We start from the raw sequence: 14416 nt of genomic DNA on the forward strand, positions 1-14416 counted from the left end.
CCCCCCACCGCCCCTTTTCTGCTGCGTTCCGGAATGAGAGCCGCGGGATTCAGCCGGCTTCGCCGTTGCGTAGGGCCTTGTGCAACGTGTCCGGCGAGTCGATGACCTTTCCAGGGTTGAAGTTCTCACCCGGATCCGCGATTTGGAACAGGCCGCGGAGAAGCTGGACGCCGCCCTCGGAGACGTCTTGCTCCATCCACGGGCTGTGCTCGGCGCCCACACCGTGGTGGTGGGACAGCGTGCCTCCGGAGTCGATGAACGCCTGTTGGATGCGCGTCTTCACCAACGCGTATTCGTGATCGACGTCGTCGCTGTATTCGAACGCGAAAGTGAAGTAGAGGCAGGCTCCCGAGTGGTACGAGTGGGACATGTGGCTCATGATCCAGCCGGTCTTGCCCAGTTCGTCAAAGGCCGATTGCGCTGCGTCGTAGACGTTCTTGTGCACGGTGGTGAGTTTGGCCCACGGTGCCGCGGTTTCGGACACGTCGCCGATGACGCCCTGTTCCAGCAGGAAGTCACGGAGGTAGGGGGTGTCGAACTTCTTCTGGTCGTAGAGCGCGCCGGGTCCGGACCCGAGGATCAAGGCTCCCTGCTTGTGAACGATGCCGGAGACCCGTCGTTTCTTGCGCAGGACATCCTGCTTCGTTCCTTCGAAGCAGACGTAGGCGATGCACATGGCGTCGGTGTCCCACCCCCGCTTCCGCATGAGCGCCCAGAGGGCGTCCTGGCCCTTCGCGGAGACCGTCTTCTTGAGAGACGTCGGTGCCTTCTGCGTGGCCAGGGAGAATTCGGTCTCCCGCGCGTCCGAGATACGCGCGAAAGTCGTGTGCACTTCGGATTCGTGGATGTGACGCATCGCGGTCAGGCCCTGCTGCCAGGTGGGGAACATGTAGGCGATGACTTCGCGGGCTTCGGTCTGGCGGTGGATCTGCACCCAGACCTCCGTGATGATCCCCAGCCGGCCTTCCGAGCCGATGAACATCTCGCGCAGGGAAGGGCCAGTGGAGGTCGACGGGAGTGGGCGAAGCCTGACGATGCCGCCCGGGCGAACGACGTTCATCCCGCGGATGATCTCCGCGATGTCGCCGTACTTGTCCGACTGCATTCCGGAGGAGCGGGTGGCGGCCCAACCACCAAGGGTCGAGTGGTTGAAGGAATCCGGGAAGTGCCCCAGGGTCCACCCGCGGGCATTGAGCTGCTCTTCCATGTCCGGGCCCAGGACGCCGGCCTGGATTCGGGCCAGCCCGGACGTCTCGTCGATTTCCAGGACCTGATTGAGGCGACCGAGATCCACTGACACCACGGTCCGGGTCTCCTCGGGCCGAGCCTGCAAGCTCCTGGAGATGCTCGAACCACCGCCGAACGGAATCAGCACGAGGTCGAGTTCAACGGCCGCGTCGACCAAGGCTTGGACTTCGTCCTCGGAACCGGGGTAGACGACGACGTCGGGAACGCGATCGAACCGGTTCTGGAGGGTCTTGATGATGTCGGTGACCGACTTCCCCGCCCAGTGAATGACGCGGTCGTGATCATCGGTCAGTGTGTTCTCCGCCCCGGAGATCCCCTGCAGCGCAGCCAGCTGTGCATCCGTGATGCGGGACGCGGGAACCTGGGCGGTCCCGAAGTCGACGGTGTCCCGCTCGCGGGGGCGAAGGTCGATGCCCACGGCTCGCTTGACGATGGGGGCGAAGGCGGGCTTGTTCTCGTACGTGAAGAAGACGTTCTCTTCTCCCCAGCCCCACCATTTCTGGTGCTTGACGTTTGGCACTTGTACCTCTTTCCCTACGGTTCGGTACTCGACTCTACGCGGTGCGCAGGGGCGTTCCCGCGGGGACGCGAAGGCGGTGGTCCTGAGGTTGGATCACTGCTCGATGAGCGGCCGGTACTCGCGGTAGAGCTCGCGAACGGTTGCCTGGATGCGGTCGTTGAACCCCACCGTTGATTCGTGCTCCCGGGCGACCAGTGGTTCGCCGATGGCGACCACGACCGGGGGGCGTCCGCGACGCGGCCACGACGTGTCCCTGGGCATGGCCTCGTGGGCGCCGATCAGCGCGACCGGCAGGACGGGCACCCCGATGGAGGAAGCCAGTGCGGCCGCGCCGACCTTGAACTCCCGCATCTTGCCGTCCTTGGAACGGGTGCCCTCGGGGAATACCAGGACCGGGATCCCCGCACTGAGGAGTTTGCGCGACAAGCCTCGGTTCTCCCCGGTGCCCTTACGGTCGATCGGGAACGCGTTGAACACCAGCTGCGTGAAGAGCTTCTTGTACCACGTAGTGAAGAAGTAGTCGGCGGCAACCCCGGTGGCCACGTTCTGCCGGAGATTCACGGGCAGCGAGCTCATGATCAGGGGAGCGTCCAGGTGGCTGGAGTGGTTGGCGACGACGACGCACGCGCCGGTCAGAACCTCGGCGCCGGGTTTGCGCTGGACGCGCCGCCGGATCGTGCGGTCCACGATGCCGTTGAAGAAGATGGCACGGGCGACGGCGCGAAGGCGGCGGCGCCCGGGATCGGTGAAGTGCTCGAGGCCGATGTGGGCCGACTCCGCGGGGGGTGCGACCGGCGCGGGACCGTGGTCCTCCGGCGGCGCACCGTGAGCGTCAATGCTGTCCAGCACGTGCGGGGCGGGTTCTGAGGGTTCCCACGGGCGCCACTGGGTGATGACCTTGAGGCGGTCGGTGGCGGGGTTCTTCGCGTCCGCGCTCTCGTTGTCAGTCGGGCCGGAGTGTTCCGTCATGACTGGACCTCTTCCTTGCCGTGGGAATCGTCGGTGTCGGTTGCGGACAACGGCTGCGGGGTCGGGCTGTCACCGACGGGGTCGGTGGCGATCTTCTGCTCCCGGGCGCGCGCGCCGTTGAGCAGACCCGAGGCCAGCCGGATGCCCGAGCGCGGAGCGTGCTTGACCACACCCATGAGGGCCTTGTACCGCAGTGTGGGGATGGAGACCACCTTGCCCCGCGCCATGTCGCGGAGGGCCTCTTCGACGAGTTTGTCGGCGTCGAGCCACAGCCAGTTCGGGATCGACGAGCCGCTGATGCCGGCCCGCGAGTGGAACTCCGTGCGGACCCAGCCCGGCAGCAACGCCGTGACCTGCACGCCCGTGCCGCGCAGTTCCACCGCCAACGATTCCGTGAAGGTCGTGGTCCAAGCCTTGATCGCGGAGTACGGCCCCATCGAGACCTCGCCGGCCACGGAGGACACGTTGAGGATCCAGCCTTCGTGCCGGGCGGTCATTGCGCGGGCTGCGGCGGAGGACAGGACCATGACGGCGCGGCACATGACGTCGAAGCCGGCGTCGTGCAGATCATGGTCAGGAGAGGTCACGGGACCCTTGACCGAGAAGCCCGCGTTGTTGATCAGGAGTTCCACCGGCCGGTCCGGGCTTTCGAGCCGCTCGGCCACGCGGTCGACGTCGTCGCGGTCGGCGAGGTCGGCTGCCAGCGTCTCGACCTCGATCCGGTACCGGGCCCGAAGCTCTTGTGCCGCTTGATCCAGGCGAGCTGGGTCGCGAGCAACCAGCACCAGATTCAACCCCCGGGCGGCCAGTGCTTTGGCGAAGGCGGCCCCGATGCCCGAGGTTCCGCCCGTGATCAGTGCGGTGAACATGAAACCCACGGTACACTACGGTGGGCGTAGCGTAACCGGTGACTTGAGCTCTCCAGCGAACCAGTGAGTGGCTCACCGCCTTCCGCCGGCTACGGTCGCGCAGCCAGCCCGCCGTCCCCGGAGAATCGCGTGAGCACCACAGGTGATCGGCCAGGTTCCCATCTGGTCCAGCACAAGAACGGATCACTCGACCACCGCGCCCAACAGCGTCCGGCGGTCGACTCCGGCTTCCCGGCCCATGACTTCTGCCGTGGTGAACGAGGTGCCTTCCACGAAGAGCTGGACACGGCCCAGTTCGAGATCCGACCGCTGCACGTGGGTGTTCTGGACGCCGTCGCGCATCTGTGGGCACTCGAGTCCTCGACCACGGGGCCCCTGCGACCTCTGGCCGCAGGGGAGTCCGTGCAGGACCCCAAGCTCGGCGCCTTCCTGACCACGTGGGGCCGCGAGAAGCACTGGATCGCCCGTGCGCTCGAAACTCTCCTCACTGTTCACCATCGGGAGCCACCCCGGAGTGGTGCGCCGGAGCGGCGGACGCCCATGACGGGCACCGTGCTGCCGAAACTGATCGGGGCGGACGTCGTCGCCGGGCAGATGGCGCAGGCGCTCTCGCGTGAGGCGACCACCGCGGCGCTGCTGCGGCGCCTTGCCGTGGTGGCCGACCATCCCGTGGTGGATCACCTGTGCGACCGCAGCTTGGAACGCACCGCCGATTACATCCGGTTCTTCGAGCAGGAGGCCAAGGCCCGGCTCGAAGGATCTCCCAGGGCCGCGGCCCTGGCGAGGAGGGTGCTGGGGCGCGGCTTCTCCCCGGTCCGCCCGCCCGGGGTGGCCCGGGAGACAGTGCAGGAGTCACTGGACGTACTGGCTCCGAGGGTGCGACACCGTCGGGCTCTGTGCCGGGAGGCAGACGCCGCGGTGCACGACCTGCCCAACCTCAGGGGCCCGGAGCCCCTCGAGCGGGCCCTGCGCACCGAAGGGATGCTCGTGAGATCCTGACCCAATGGTGCGGCCCGACGGGTTGCCGGAACCGCGCGCCGGGCGCCGTCCCCGCCCGGTCCACGGAGCCCAAGCCCGCACCCGTGTTTGGGTGGGCCGTTGAGAATCCATGAGAATGAAGAACAGCATCGTCGGCAACCACCGTTGCCGACGCCACGTACAGCCGTTTCCGGCATGAGGAGAACCGTTGTCTGAGAACACCACCAAACGAGTGCTGCTCACGGGAGCCACAGGATTCCTGGGGCAGGCCGTGATGGAGCGCTTGTTGTCGTCCGAGGACAACGTCCACATCACCGCCGTGATCCGACCCAAGGGGGAGATCACCGCGCAGACCCGACTTGAACAGATCTTCCGCAAACCTGTGTTCAAGACCTGGCGCGAGCGTGTCGGGGACGACGAGGCCAAGCGCATTTTCGCCGAGCGGACGGATGTCCTGGAGGGCGACCTGGCAGCGCTCAAGTCGATCGACCAACCCTTCGACGTCGTGGTCCACTCCGCCTCGACCGTGTCCTTCGACCCGCCGATCGACGAGGCGTTCAACACGAACGTCGGCGGCGCACTGAGTCTCTACGAGGCGCTCCTGGCCTCCGGGCAGGACCCGCACGTGGTGCACGTGTCCACCTGCTACGTGGGTGGGATCGCGAAGGGACTGCGGCCCGAGGCATCCATCGATCACAACGTGGACTGGCGCCGGGAATTCGAGTACGCGGTCGCCGCCCGCGAGGAGGCGGAGTTGGCCTCCCGGACACCGGAGCAGCTGCATGCCTTCATCGAGTCCGCCACCCGGGCCAGCGGGAAGCGCGGGCCCAAGTCGGTCGCGGAGAACGCCGAAGCCGCCCGCACCGGGTGGATCACGCAGCGACTGGTGGACCTGGGACGTACCCGGGCACAGTCCCTGGGGTGGACGGACATCTACACGTTCACCAAGGCCATGGGGGAGCGGGTGGCCGAGGACCTCTGGCAGGGCAACGGGCACCGCTTGTCCGTGGTCCGCCCCGCAATCATCGAGTCCGCGCTCCGGCACCCCCAGCCCGGGTGGATCGACGGGTACAAGGTTGCAGACCCCCTGATCATGGCCTACGCCAAGGGTGCCCTCCCGGAATTCCCGGGTCTGCCCGATTCCGTGCTCGACGTCATCCCGGTGGACTTCGTGGTCAACGCGATCACCGCCCTGGTGACCCACGGCCATCCCGGGGAGGCCGACGGCGACCGTGGAAAGGTCGGTTACTACCAGATCTGCTCGGGGGCATCGAACCCGTTGCCGTTCCACGAGATGTACGGCTCCGTCCGTGAATACTTCTTGGAGAACCCGGTGGAGGGCCCTGACGGCAAGCCCGTGGTGGTGCCCGAGTGGAAGTTCCCGGCGAACAACGCCGTCGTGCGCTCGCTGGCCGGCAAGGAGAAACTGGCCGAATGGGGAGGGCGCCTCAACGCGTTGCTGCCTTCGACCAGGCGGACCCTGGAATGGACCAACTCCCTGCACAAGATGCAGTCCGGCCTGGGGTCCCTGCGGACCTACGTTGACCTGTACCAGAACTACACGCGCACGGAGATGGTCTTCGACGACGCCAACACGCGTGCGCTCAACGACTCCCTCCCCGAAGGCACACCGGAGGACCGGACCTTCGATCCGCGGGACATCGACTGGAATACCTACTGGCAGCAGATCCACCTTCCGGCTCTCACCGAGATGACCCGGGCGTACTCGCGGGCGTCCTCGGCCCGGGCCCGTCGTGCGCAGCGGCCGCGCAAGGATCTCAAGCCCGGCACGGACGTGGTGGCGGTCTTCGACCTGGAAGGCACCGTGTTGGACTCCACGGTGGTCTCGCAGTACTTCGCCGTTCAGCGTCGTGTGCTGCCGGCCAGCAAACGCCCGGCGGACGTGCTGGACGCGGTTCGGACCACACCGACCTACCTCAAGGCTGAACGCCGCGACCGTGGTGAGTTCGTTCGTGCCTTCATGCGGCGTTACGAAGGCATGGAGGCCGAGAAGATCCGCGAAGCCGTCGCGGGCAAGCTGGGGGAGGAAATGCTCCGGGTGCTGAAGCCGGGAGCCCTTGCCCGGATCGAGGAACACCGGGCGGCCGGGCACCGCACCGTGCTGGTCACCGGGTCCCTCGACCTGTTGGTCTCGCCCGTGGCCGACCTGTTCGACGAGGTCGTGGCGGGATCCATGGTCGAACGCGACGGCGTGCTGACCGGATACCTGTCCACCCCTCCGTTGGTGGACGAAGCACGTGCCCAGTGGCTCAAGAAGTACGCCGAGGACAACGGCTACGACCTCTCACGATCCTTCGGTTACGGCGACTCCGTGGCCGATGCCTCCTGGCTGGGATTGGTGGGCCACCCGTACGTCGTGAACCCGGACATCGCGCTCTACCGCCTGGCCAAGCGCAACCACTGGCCGATCGAGGACTGGAAGAAGATCTGACCTATGGGCACCGACACCCAACAGCCGGCCACGACGACGGGCGGCACATGAGTGCGCCCAGCCCCGTCGAGGGTCCCGATCGCGGTCAGCAGGACGGCTCAGTAACGCCGGACCCGCGGACCGTGACCACGGACCGCAAGATCACCGCCGCAGTCCTGGGCATCCTCACCAGGGAGGGCCCGGGGCGGCTGTCGATCGAAGCCGTGGCCGCGGAGTCGGGTGTGGCCAAGACCTCGATCTACCGGCGGTACGCGAACTCGGACGCCATGGTCGACGACGTCCTCGCTCGCTCCCAGGAGAATCTCGCACCCGAGCCGCTCAACCTGGATCGGGAGTCCTGGACCCAGGAGCAGTGGACCCGGGCCCTGGACACGGCGTTGCGCGTGTTGATCCAGGACCTGGGGACGGGCATTGCCGTGACTCTGCTGACGGAGCCGGAATCGGAGACCTCGCACATTCTGCGGCGCCACCTGGTTCGCCCACGCATGGCCCAGTTGGTGGAGTTGCTGCAACTGCAGATTGATGCAGGGCGTTTGGACCCACAGACGGATCTCGGCGTCGTCGTCGACTTCCTGCTCGGATCTGCCTACGCGCAGGTGGCCCGTGAGGGAGAACTCGGGGAGCACTGGGCGTCGCGGGTGAAGGACACGCTCACGCGGTCACTGGGCTGACCGGACCTTCAGCGGAGCGCCCGCCGGGTCACAGCATCATCTGTTCGTCCGGCCGGGCACGCAGTTGGGACTCCACGTAGTCCTCGACGGCCTGCGCGGTGGGGATGTCCTCGCGGAGCCGTTCGGACAGGAACCAGCGGTGCTCCAGGACCTCGTGGATGATCTCGGCGGGTTCACGCTTGGCGCGCAGGTCGGCGGGCACCGCCGACATGATCTTCGCGTAGACCTCCTGCATCCACAGGGAGCCCGTCAGGTCCTCCGGGAGGCCTGGGTACAGGGCGCGACCGAACTGGGCGATGTCCGTGAGGATGCGGCGGGCCTGATTCTCGCGGGCGACCATACCGGTGATGTTGTGCAGATGCCGCGAGTGGTGTCCCGGTTCGACGACGCGGGGGACCAGGTGCACGAACCCGTCGTCGTCGGTGTCCAGGGAGGCCTCCTCGACGTCGAAACCGAGGTCGTTGAGGCGGTTGACGCGTTCGGCAACGCGCCACTTCTGTTCGTGCGGGAACTTCTCTTCGCCCGTCAGCTCCATCCAGAGCTTTTCGTAGCTTTCAACGATGCGTTCCGAAGTGGCGAACGGGTCCACGGGCACGGGGTTCGAGGACATGATCTGCGGCAACGCCGAGGTGGCCGCGGCGGGCTCGTAGCGAGTCTTCTCCCCGCTCTTCATGGATGGGTCCAGCGGCGGGCCGTCGTAGGAGTCGTCCTCGAAGCCGGCCAGGAGGTCCATCAACTCACCGGCCACGTTGGTGCGGGCGAGCTCGAGGTCGTAGCTGCGCTGACCCTTGGTCAGCTGGGGGTGGATCTCACCGGTCTCCGCATCCACCAGGCAGGCGGCGAACCGGCCGGCGTCGCGCAGAAACAGCGTGTTCGACAGGGAGACGTCGCCCCAGTAGAAGCCCGCGAGGTGCAGTTGAACCAGCAACAGCGCCAAGGCGTCCACGAGCTTGTTGGCGATCACCGCGTCCGGGTGCTCCGAGAACAGGACCCGGTAGGGCAGGGAGAAGTTCATGTGCTCGGTCAGCAGAACCGCCGGCAATTCATCACCCTCAGCGGTGTGCCGTTCGGTGACGACGGCGACCGGGACCACACCCGGTGTACCCAGCTGGCGGAGGCGACGCAGCAGGTCGTACTCGCGGGCGGCGTTGCGGGCGGTGGTCTCCTTGGCTGCCAGGACACGGTCCCCCACCTGGGCGAACCGCACCACGTGCCGGGAAATCCCGCGCGGATAGGCGACAAGGACGTCGTCGGGCCATTCGGCCAACGGGGTTGACCACGGAAGGTCCAGCAGCTCCGGCTGGGGGAAACCGGTCTGAATCTTGACGCCACGGACCACGGGCCGGACACGGGAGGCGTCTTGTGCCTCGGACCCCGAGTTCGAACTATGCATGATCAATGAGGGTACACGGGGGCCCCGACGGGGTCCCGGGTGCTCAGCGTGGGGTGTCAGCCAATCGGTCGGCGACCCACCCTGCGGTATCGACCGGGTCGGCCTGGGGGCGTAGGGGGGCGGTGAGTCGGTCGAGGACGATGCCGTTTGTGAGGTGGTGAAGGGCCTCGACCAGGTCCGCCCCGCCGTCTAACCCCCTGGATGTGTGGAAATCGACATCCTGTGCAAACCCCTCGCGGAGGAACGGCAACAGAAGGTTCCGGACCTCCGAGTTCCTTGCGGCTTCCAGTCGAAGCTCGACCAAGGCCAGCGCCAGAGAGGGTTGGTCCAACAGACGTTGCGTTGCGTACTGGACGTATGCGGCGACCGCTCCGGGGCCTTCAAGGCGCTGAAGTTGGTCCAACTCGGCCTGGGCGGGCGCCAGGCGTTCGAAAGACCGTTGCGCCATTGCGCACATCAGTTCGGAGCGGCTCGGGAAGTAGTTGGCACAGGTGCCGTTGGGTAATCCGGCACGCGCGTCGACGGCGCGATGCGTGAGCGCACGTCCACCCTCGGCTCCCAGAACCTGCAGGCCGGCATCCAGAAGCTCCTGCCTGCGACGGGGATTGGCGACCATGACTCAACTCTATCCAAACCAGTACACTTGTTGTAGATTCGAACCACAACAAATGTTCTGGTTAGGGGTCGTCATGCGTGAACTGGTCTACTACGTGGCCGTGTCCATGGACGGATACATCGCTGCACCCGACGGTGACTTTTCGGCATTCCCCGTGGATCCGGCCACCGTCGGGGAGCTCTTCGACCGATACCCGGAAACGTGCCCGGTCCAGGCTCGAGAGCACTTCGGCGTCGAGGACCGGCCGCGACGGTTCGACACGGTCCTGATGGGTGCTCGGACGTTGGACCCGGCACGCCAGGCAGGTATGACCACCGTCTACCCCTTGTTGCGCGAGCTTGTTGTCACCCACCATGAGATGCCAGAGGGAGGGGACCTGGAGGTCCTCAGCGGGGACGTGGTCGCGCAGGTCGAAGAACTCAAAGCGCAGCCAGGTCATGACATCTGGCTGTGCGGTGGCGCGGACCTGGCCGGTCAACTCTTCGAGCTGATCGACGAGGTTCAACTCAAGGTGAATCCGGTGGTCCTCGGCACCGGAATCCCGCTGTTCCGTTCCGGATTCCGACCGACGGCCATGCGACTGATGGCATCCGAGCAGCTGCCGGGTGGTGTCCTGCTCAACACCTATCGCAGGGAATGAGACCGTTCGCGCAGCTCCGCCAGCCGCTCCAACACCTCGGCCAATGCATGGACGTCGGAAACGCGGTGGGCGGCGACGGTTTCTTTGTCGCCCACCTTGATGCCCACGTCCTGTGCACGGAGTTCCTGCATGGCGTCCTCATCGGTGACGTCGTCTCCCGCGAAGACGACCAGGTCGGCCCGCACGGCGTCCACCAGCGCGTTCAGGCCCTCACCCTTGGTGGCTCCCAGGACGGAACATTCCATGACCTGTTGGCCCGGGGTGATTCGTAAGCCGTCCAGGGCGGTGTACTCCTCAAGCATCTCCTGCAACGCCTGGTCGGACAGCGACTGGTCCGCCATGGGGCGGGTGTGGAAGCACACCCCGGCCGGCTTGAGTTCGGCCGTCGATCCCGGGTAGCGCTCGATGACCCGGTGAGTGGCCTCGACGGCGACCTCCAGGGTGACGAGTTGCTGTGCCGACAACTCGATGTCGACCTGCTGGGCATCGGGCCCCAGCGCGGTCAGGTCGAACTCGGCTCCGTGGGAGCCGGAGAGCAACATGCGCTGCTGCGGATCCACCGTGGAACGCAGGAAATCCATGGTGCGCCCGGAGATGATGCCCACCCACGTGTGCTCTGCGACGGCAAGCCGTTGCAGCGCGGCTTCCGCACGCGGGGTGGCTCGAGAATCCTTGGGGTCCTTGGTGAAAGGTGCGAGGGTGCCGTCGAAATCTAGGGCGACCAACAACCGGTCGGCCCGTACTGCCTCCTCCAGCGCGGCCTCCAGGGCTGCGGGAACGGCGGTGGGCCCGTCAGACACGGCCTGCTCGGCGGGCAAGGATGCTGCGGCGGAGTCCTCGGTCATCACAGGTCCATACTGGACCCGCCCGCAGCCGGTTCCAAGCGTTCGTTGCCGAGCCGGGGATCGACGTCGTCGTCGCGCATACGGGCCAGATCGGTGAGGAACTTGTCCTGCCAGTCGTTGACGTCGTGGGTGAGCACCTGTCGACGCATGGCGCGCATCCGGCGCCGGGCCTGGTCCTGCGGCATGTTCTTGGCCAACAGGATCCGCTCCTTGAGCGTGTCGATGTCGTGCGGGTTGACCAGCACGGCCTGTTTGAGTTGTTCGGCCGCGCCCGTGAATTCGGAGAGCACCAACCTGCCCGTTCCGTCCGACTTGGCGGCCACGAACTCCTTGGCCACCAGGTTCATCCCGTCCCGCAAGGACGTCACCAGCATGACGTCAGTGGCCAGGTAGAGGGCCACCATCTCGGCGAACGGGTACCCGTGGTGCAGGTAGCGGATCGCGGTGTGCTCCATGGTGTCGAACTGGCCGTTGAGCCGACCCACCATGCCTTCCACCTGCTCGCGCAGCACTTTGTAGGACTCCACGCGCTCGCGGGAGGGCGAGGCCACCTGGATCATGACGTCCTGCCCGACGCGCAGTTTGCCGTCCTCCAGGAGCTCACCGTAGGCCTTGATCCGGTGCCGGATGCCCTTGGTGTAGTCCAACCGGTCCACGCCCAGGAATACCGTTTCCGGGTCGCCCAGTTCCTGGCGGATCTCCTGGGCTCGCTGCCTGGTCTCCGGCTTGGCAGCCATCTCACGGATGGCGTCCACATCGATCGAGATGGGGTACGCGGCGACCTTGAGGTTCCAGCTGCCCTGTGCCGCACTCATGTCCTCCGGCGTGTCCGTCGCGGGCTTCTCCGGGTCGACGGCGGGGTCCGGAACGGCGAAGGTTGCGGACGTGACCTCCGGGCCGATCTCGGCCTGCCCGTGCCGGAACGTGATCCCCATGTGCCGCCTGACGCAGCGCATGAAGTTCTGGGCGTCCCCGGGGCGTTGGAATCCGATGAGATCCGCCCCTGTCAGTCCTTCCAGGACCGCACGCCGCCACGGCAACTGGGCGAAGATCTCCAACGGAGGGAACGGGATGTGGTCGAAGAAGCCGATGGTCAGATCTGGACGCAGCTGCCGGAGCATCCGAGGCACGAGTTGCAGCTGATAGTCCTGGATCCACACCGTGGCGCGCGGGGCAGCCGTGGCCGCGGCGGACTCGGCGAAACGGCGGTTTACATTGCGGTAGGCGTTCCACCACGTGCGGTGGAACTCGGGCGGGGCGATCACGTCGTGGTACAGCGGCCACAGGGTTGCGTTGGAGAAGCCTTCGTAGAACCGCTCCACTTCCTGGGCGGAGAGTTCGACCGGAACCAGGTGGAAGACGTCATGGTCGAAGGGGTCCAGGTGCTCACCGGCCCCGCCCGCCCAGCCGACCCACGCGCCGTCGTTGTTGGCCATGACCGGTGCCATGGCGGACACCAGACCGCCGGGGGAGCGGCGCCAGGTGCTGTTGCCGTCTGCGTCCGTGACACGGTCCACGGGCAGTCGGTTGGAGACGACGACGAAGTCGTAGCGGGGGTCGCCGTCGGTCCCGGAGTTTCCGGAGGGTTTCTGGACGTCTTGTGGACTCACTGTGAACTCCTCACGCGCACGGGTAGGTTCAATCCTCAGTTTACTGCCGAGTCCAAAAGGCGGATCGCCCTGTCTGGCTCGCCCTGATCCGCTACGGCTCCCCAGTCGGTCGATGAAGCGGGAAGTACCTGGGCAAAGCCTGTGTAACGAAGACCGTTATCCTTGCCTGCGAACGATCCTTCCGGGCAGGTGCCGGCTGAAGCGCCGGGTCCGGGAGCACCTCGCGGTCCGGGTGGCGGGATCGATCCCTGACCACCGCGGATGCCAGACCGACTTCAGAAGAGGACCCATGGCCGACAAGAACGACAAGTCCGACTTTCGAGCGCAAGCGCGCCAGATCGCGGATCGTCACGCCAAATCCGACGCGCGCCAGCGCAAGCTCCTGATCGGGGCCATCGCGCTGCTGGTCGTCGCCGTCCTGGTCATCGGACTGCTGGTGTTCTTCCAGGTCCGATCGCAGAAGGTGGCCGATACCGGCCCCGTCCCGGCGTCGTCCAACCAGTACGGCGGCATCGTGCTGACCAAGGACGGTGCGGAGAAGGACACCTCCGACGTCGACGAGGTCGACGTGACCACCGTGCCCGAGGGGCCCGAGACCCCGCCGGAGGAACCCGACGCGGAAGGCATCGTGGAACCCGGCACGGCAGCTGATTCGGACGAGCCCGTGCAGATCGTGATCTGGCAGGACTTTGACTGCGTCCACTGCGCGGAGCTCGAGGAGACTTCCGGGGAGGACATCGCCAAGCTTGTCGAGTCCGGCGACGCCACGGTTGAATACCGGACCGTGAACTTCCTGGACAACGCGACCAACTACTCGTCGCGCGCGGCCAACGCGTACTACGCCGTGGCCGATCAGGTCGGAACCGAGGATGCGTTGGCGTTCCAGAAGGAAATGTTCGAGCACCAGGGTACCGGCGGCATTGATGACAAGGAGATCATCGACATCGCCGCCAAGCACGGGGCCGACATCGAGGAAGACATGAAGTCCGGTGAGTGGCGCACCATGGTCAACTACACCACCGCGGTGGCCAAGGCCAACGGTGTCAGCGGCACGCCGACCGTCATGATCGACGGCAAGGTCTGGGACCAGAGCAAGGGCCTGTCCGAGACGGTCGAGGCCGCCAAGAAGGGCGAAGACACCAGCGAAGGCTGATCGCCCCGTCGGGCGTCGCTCCGGCACTGTCCGGTGGGGCGCCCGACCGCGCGGGTGCGCGATGTGAGTCCGTGCGGTTCCACCCGCTATCATGGGCGGGTTCCATGTACGGAATACGCCTCCTTAGCTCAGTTGGTAGAGCAGCTGCCTTGTAAACAGCAGGTCATCGGTTCGAATCCGGTAGGGGGCTCCACCACGCTTCACATGCCGAGACCCCCGGTGTGGGGCACGATCAGAGCGATCGCGCCCCACACCGGGGGTCTCGGCGTTCAACGGGTGCTCGATCCCGGGTACGGGCCCGGGGTCACCCGCAAAGATCACTAGATGTACTTCCCCGGCAGGTTGTGAACACGCGGGGTAGATGAAGGCCTCCGGGCAAGATGTGGGTTACCACACTCAACATCTTCACCACGGAGGCCTTCGTGACTCACGCTAACGCACCTTTGACGCCC

General features: G+C 66.3%; 12 protein-coding genes and 1 tRNA gene. 6 read left to right on the forward strand and 7 right to left on the reverse strand.

Annotated features, from left to right (window positions below; translation table 11 throughout):
• Positions 1–49 precede the first annotated feature (49 nt).
• From EDL96_RS13095 to EDL96_RS13105, 3 genes are all read right to left on the reverse strand, one after another.
• The gene (locus EDL96_RS13095) at positions 50–1768 is read right to left on the reverse strand and encodes an FAD-binding oxidoreductase (protein ID WP_123826673.1); all 1719 of its coding nucleotides are present in this window, start codon (positions 1766–1768) and stop codon (positions 50–52) included.
• Positions 1769–1861: 93 nt separating this feature from the next.
• Positions 1862–2737 carry a lysophospholipid acyltransferase family protein gene (locus tag EDL96_RS13100; protein ID WP_123826674.1) on the reverse strand — a complete coding sequence of 292 codons (876 nt, stop codon included), beginning with the start codon at positions 2735–2737 and terminating at the stop codon, positions 1862–1864.
• Complete coding sequence (locus EDL96_RS13105) at positions 2734–3606, reverse strand: SDR family NAD(P)-dependent oxidoreductase (RefSeq protein WP_123826675.1); 873 nt, start codon at positions 3604–3606, stop codon at positions 2734–2736. Before EDL96_RS13105 ends, EDL96_RS13100 begins: the two co-directional genes overlap by 4 nt.
• A 129-nt stretch (positions 3607–3735) precedes the next feature.
• Here EDL96_RS13105 and EDL96_RS13110 point away from each other — a divergent pair, with 129 nt between their 5' ends.
• From EDL96_RS13110 to EDL96_RS13120, 3 genes are all read left to right on the forward strand, one after another.
• A complete protein-coding gene (locus EDL96_RS13110; protein WP_123826676.1) occupies positions 3736–4605 on the forward strand; it encodes a hypothetical protein in 870 nt (289 codons plus the stop codon).
• Positions 4606–4792: 187 nt separating this feature from the next.
• Positions 4793–7036, forward strand: coding sequence for an HAD-IB family hydrolase (locus tag EDL96_RS13115; RefSeq protein ID WP_123826677.1), 2244 nt, complete (start codon positions 4793–4795; stop codon positions 7034–7036).
• Between the two features lie 47 nt (positions 7037–7083).
• On the forward strand, positions 7084–7707 hold the full coding sequence (locus EDL96_RS13120) for a TetR/AcrR family transcriptional regulator (protein ID WP_123826678.1): 624 nt from the start codon (positions 7084–7086) through the stop codon (positions 7705–7707).
• Positions 7708–7735: 28 nt separating this feature from the next.
• Here EDL96_RS13120 and EDL96_RS13125 read toward each other — a convergent pair whose 3' ends face one another.
• Positions 7736–9100, reverse strand: a complete 1365-nt coding sequence (locus EDL96_RS13125) for a DUF4032 domain-containing protein (RefSeq protein WP_123826679.1) — start codon at positions 9098–9100, stop codon at positions 7736–7738.
• 43 nt (positions 9101–9143) lie between these two features.
• The gene (locus tag EDL96_RS13130; RefSeq protein WP_123826680.1) at positions 9144–9716 is read right to left on the reverse strand and encodes a TetR/AcrR family transcriptional regulator; all 573 of its coding nucleotides are present in this window, start codon (positions 9714–9716) and stop codon (positions 9144–9146) included.
• Between the two features lie 73 nt (positions 9717–9789).
• Between EDL96_RS13130 and EDL96_RS13135 the strand changes: the two genes are divergently transcribed.
• Entirely contained in the window at positions 9790–10356 is a 567-nt protein-coding gene (locus tag EDL96_RS13135; RefSeq protein ID WP_123826681.1) for a dihydrofolate reductase family protein, read from the forward strand.
• Here EDL96_RS13135 and otsB read toward each other — a convergent pair.
• Together otsB and EDL96_RS13145 are read right to left on the reverse strand one after the other, a co-directional pair.
• Complete coding sequence (otsB, locus tag EDL96_RS13140) at positions 10341–11201, reverse strand: trehalose-phosphatase (RefSeq protein WP_123826682.1); 861 nt, start codon at positions 11199–11201, stop codon at positions 10341–10343. The genes EDL96_RS13135 and otsB overlap by 16 nt on opposite strands.
• Positions 11201–12811: an alpha,alpha-trehalose-phosphate synthase (UDP-forming) gene (locus EDL96_RS13145; RefSeq protein ID WP_123826683.1), complete on the reverse strand. Its 1611-nt coding sequence runs from the start codon at positions 12809–12811 to the stop codon at positions 11201–11203. Before EDL96_RS13145 ends, otsB begins: the two co-directional genes overlap by 1 nt.
• A 289-nt stretch (positions 12812–13100) precedes the next feature.
• Here EDL96_RS13145 and EDL96_RS13150 point away from each other — a divergent pair, with 289 nt between their 5' ends.
• Both EDL96_RS13150 and EDL96_RS13155 read left to right on the forward strand, forming a co-directional pair.
• Positions 13101–13964, forward strand: a complete 864-nt coding sequence (locus EDL96_RS13150; RefSeq protein ID WP_123826684.1) for a DsbA family protein — start codon at positions 13101–13103, stop codon at positions 13962–13964.
• 117 nt (positions 13965–14081) lie between these two features.
• A tRNA-Thr gene (locus EDL96_RS13155) sits at positions 14082–14157 on the forward strand.
• Positions 14158–14416: the final 259 nt, after the last annotated feature.

Source organism: Kocuria soli, from assembly GCF_003797835.1.
Classification (GTDB): Bacteria; Actinomycetota; Actinomycetes; order Actinomycetales; family Micrococcaceae; genus Kocuria; species Kocuria soli.

Coding starts and splice junctions, on each gene's coding strand:
- EDL96_RS13100 (WP_123826674.1), bottom strand. CDS start 2,737: ATGACGGAACACTCCGGCCCGACTGACAACGAGAGCGCGGACGCGAAG.
- EDL96_RS13105 (WP_123826675.1), bottom strand. CDS start 3,606: ATGTTCACCGCACTGATCACGGGCGGAACCTCGGGCATCGGGGCCGCC.
- EDL96_RS13120 (WP_123826678.1), top strand. CDS start 7,084: ATGAGTGCGCCCAGCCCCGTCGAGGGTCCCGATCGCGGTCAGCAGGAC.
- EDL96_RS13125 (WP_123826679.1), bottom strand. CDS start 9,100: ATGCATAGTTCGAACTCGGGGTCCGAGGCACAAGACGCCTCCCGTGTC.
- EDL96_RS13130 (WP_123826680.1), bottom strand. CDS start 9,716: ATGGTCGCCAATCCCCGTCGCAGGCAGGAGCTTCTGGATGCCGGCCTG.
- EDL96_RS13135 (WP_123826681.1), top strand. CDS start 9,790: ATGCGTGAACTGGTCTACTACGTGGCCGTGTCCATGGACGGATACATC.
- otsB (WP_123826682.1), bottom strand. CDS start 11,201: ATGACCGAGGACTCCGCCGCAGCATCCTTGCCCGCCGAGCAGGCCGTG.
- EDL96_RS13150 (WP_123826684.1), top strand. CDS start 13,101: ATGGCCGACAAGAACGACAAGTCCGACTTTCGAGCGCAAGCGCGCCAG.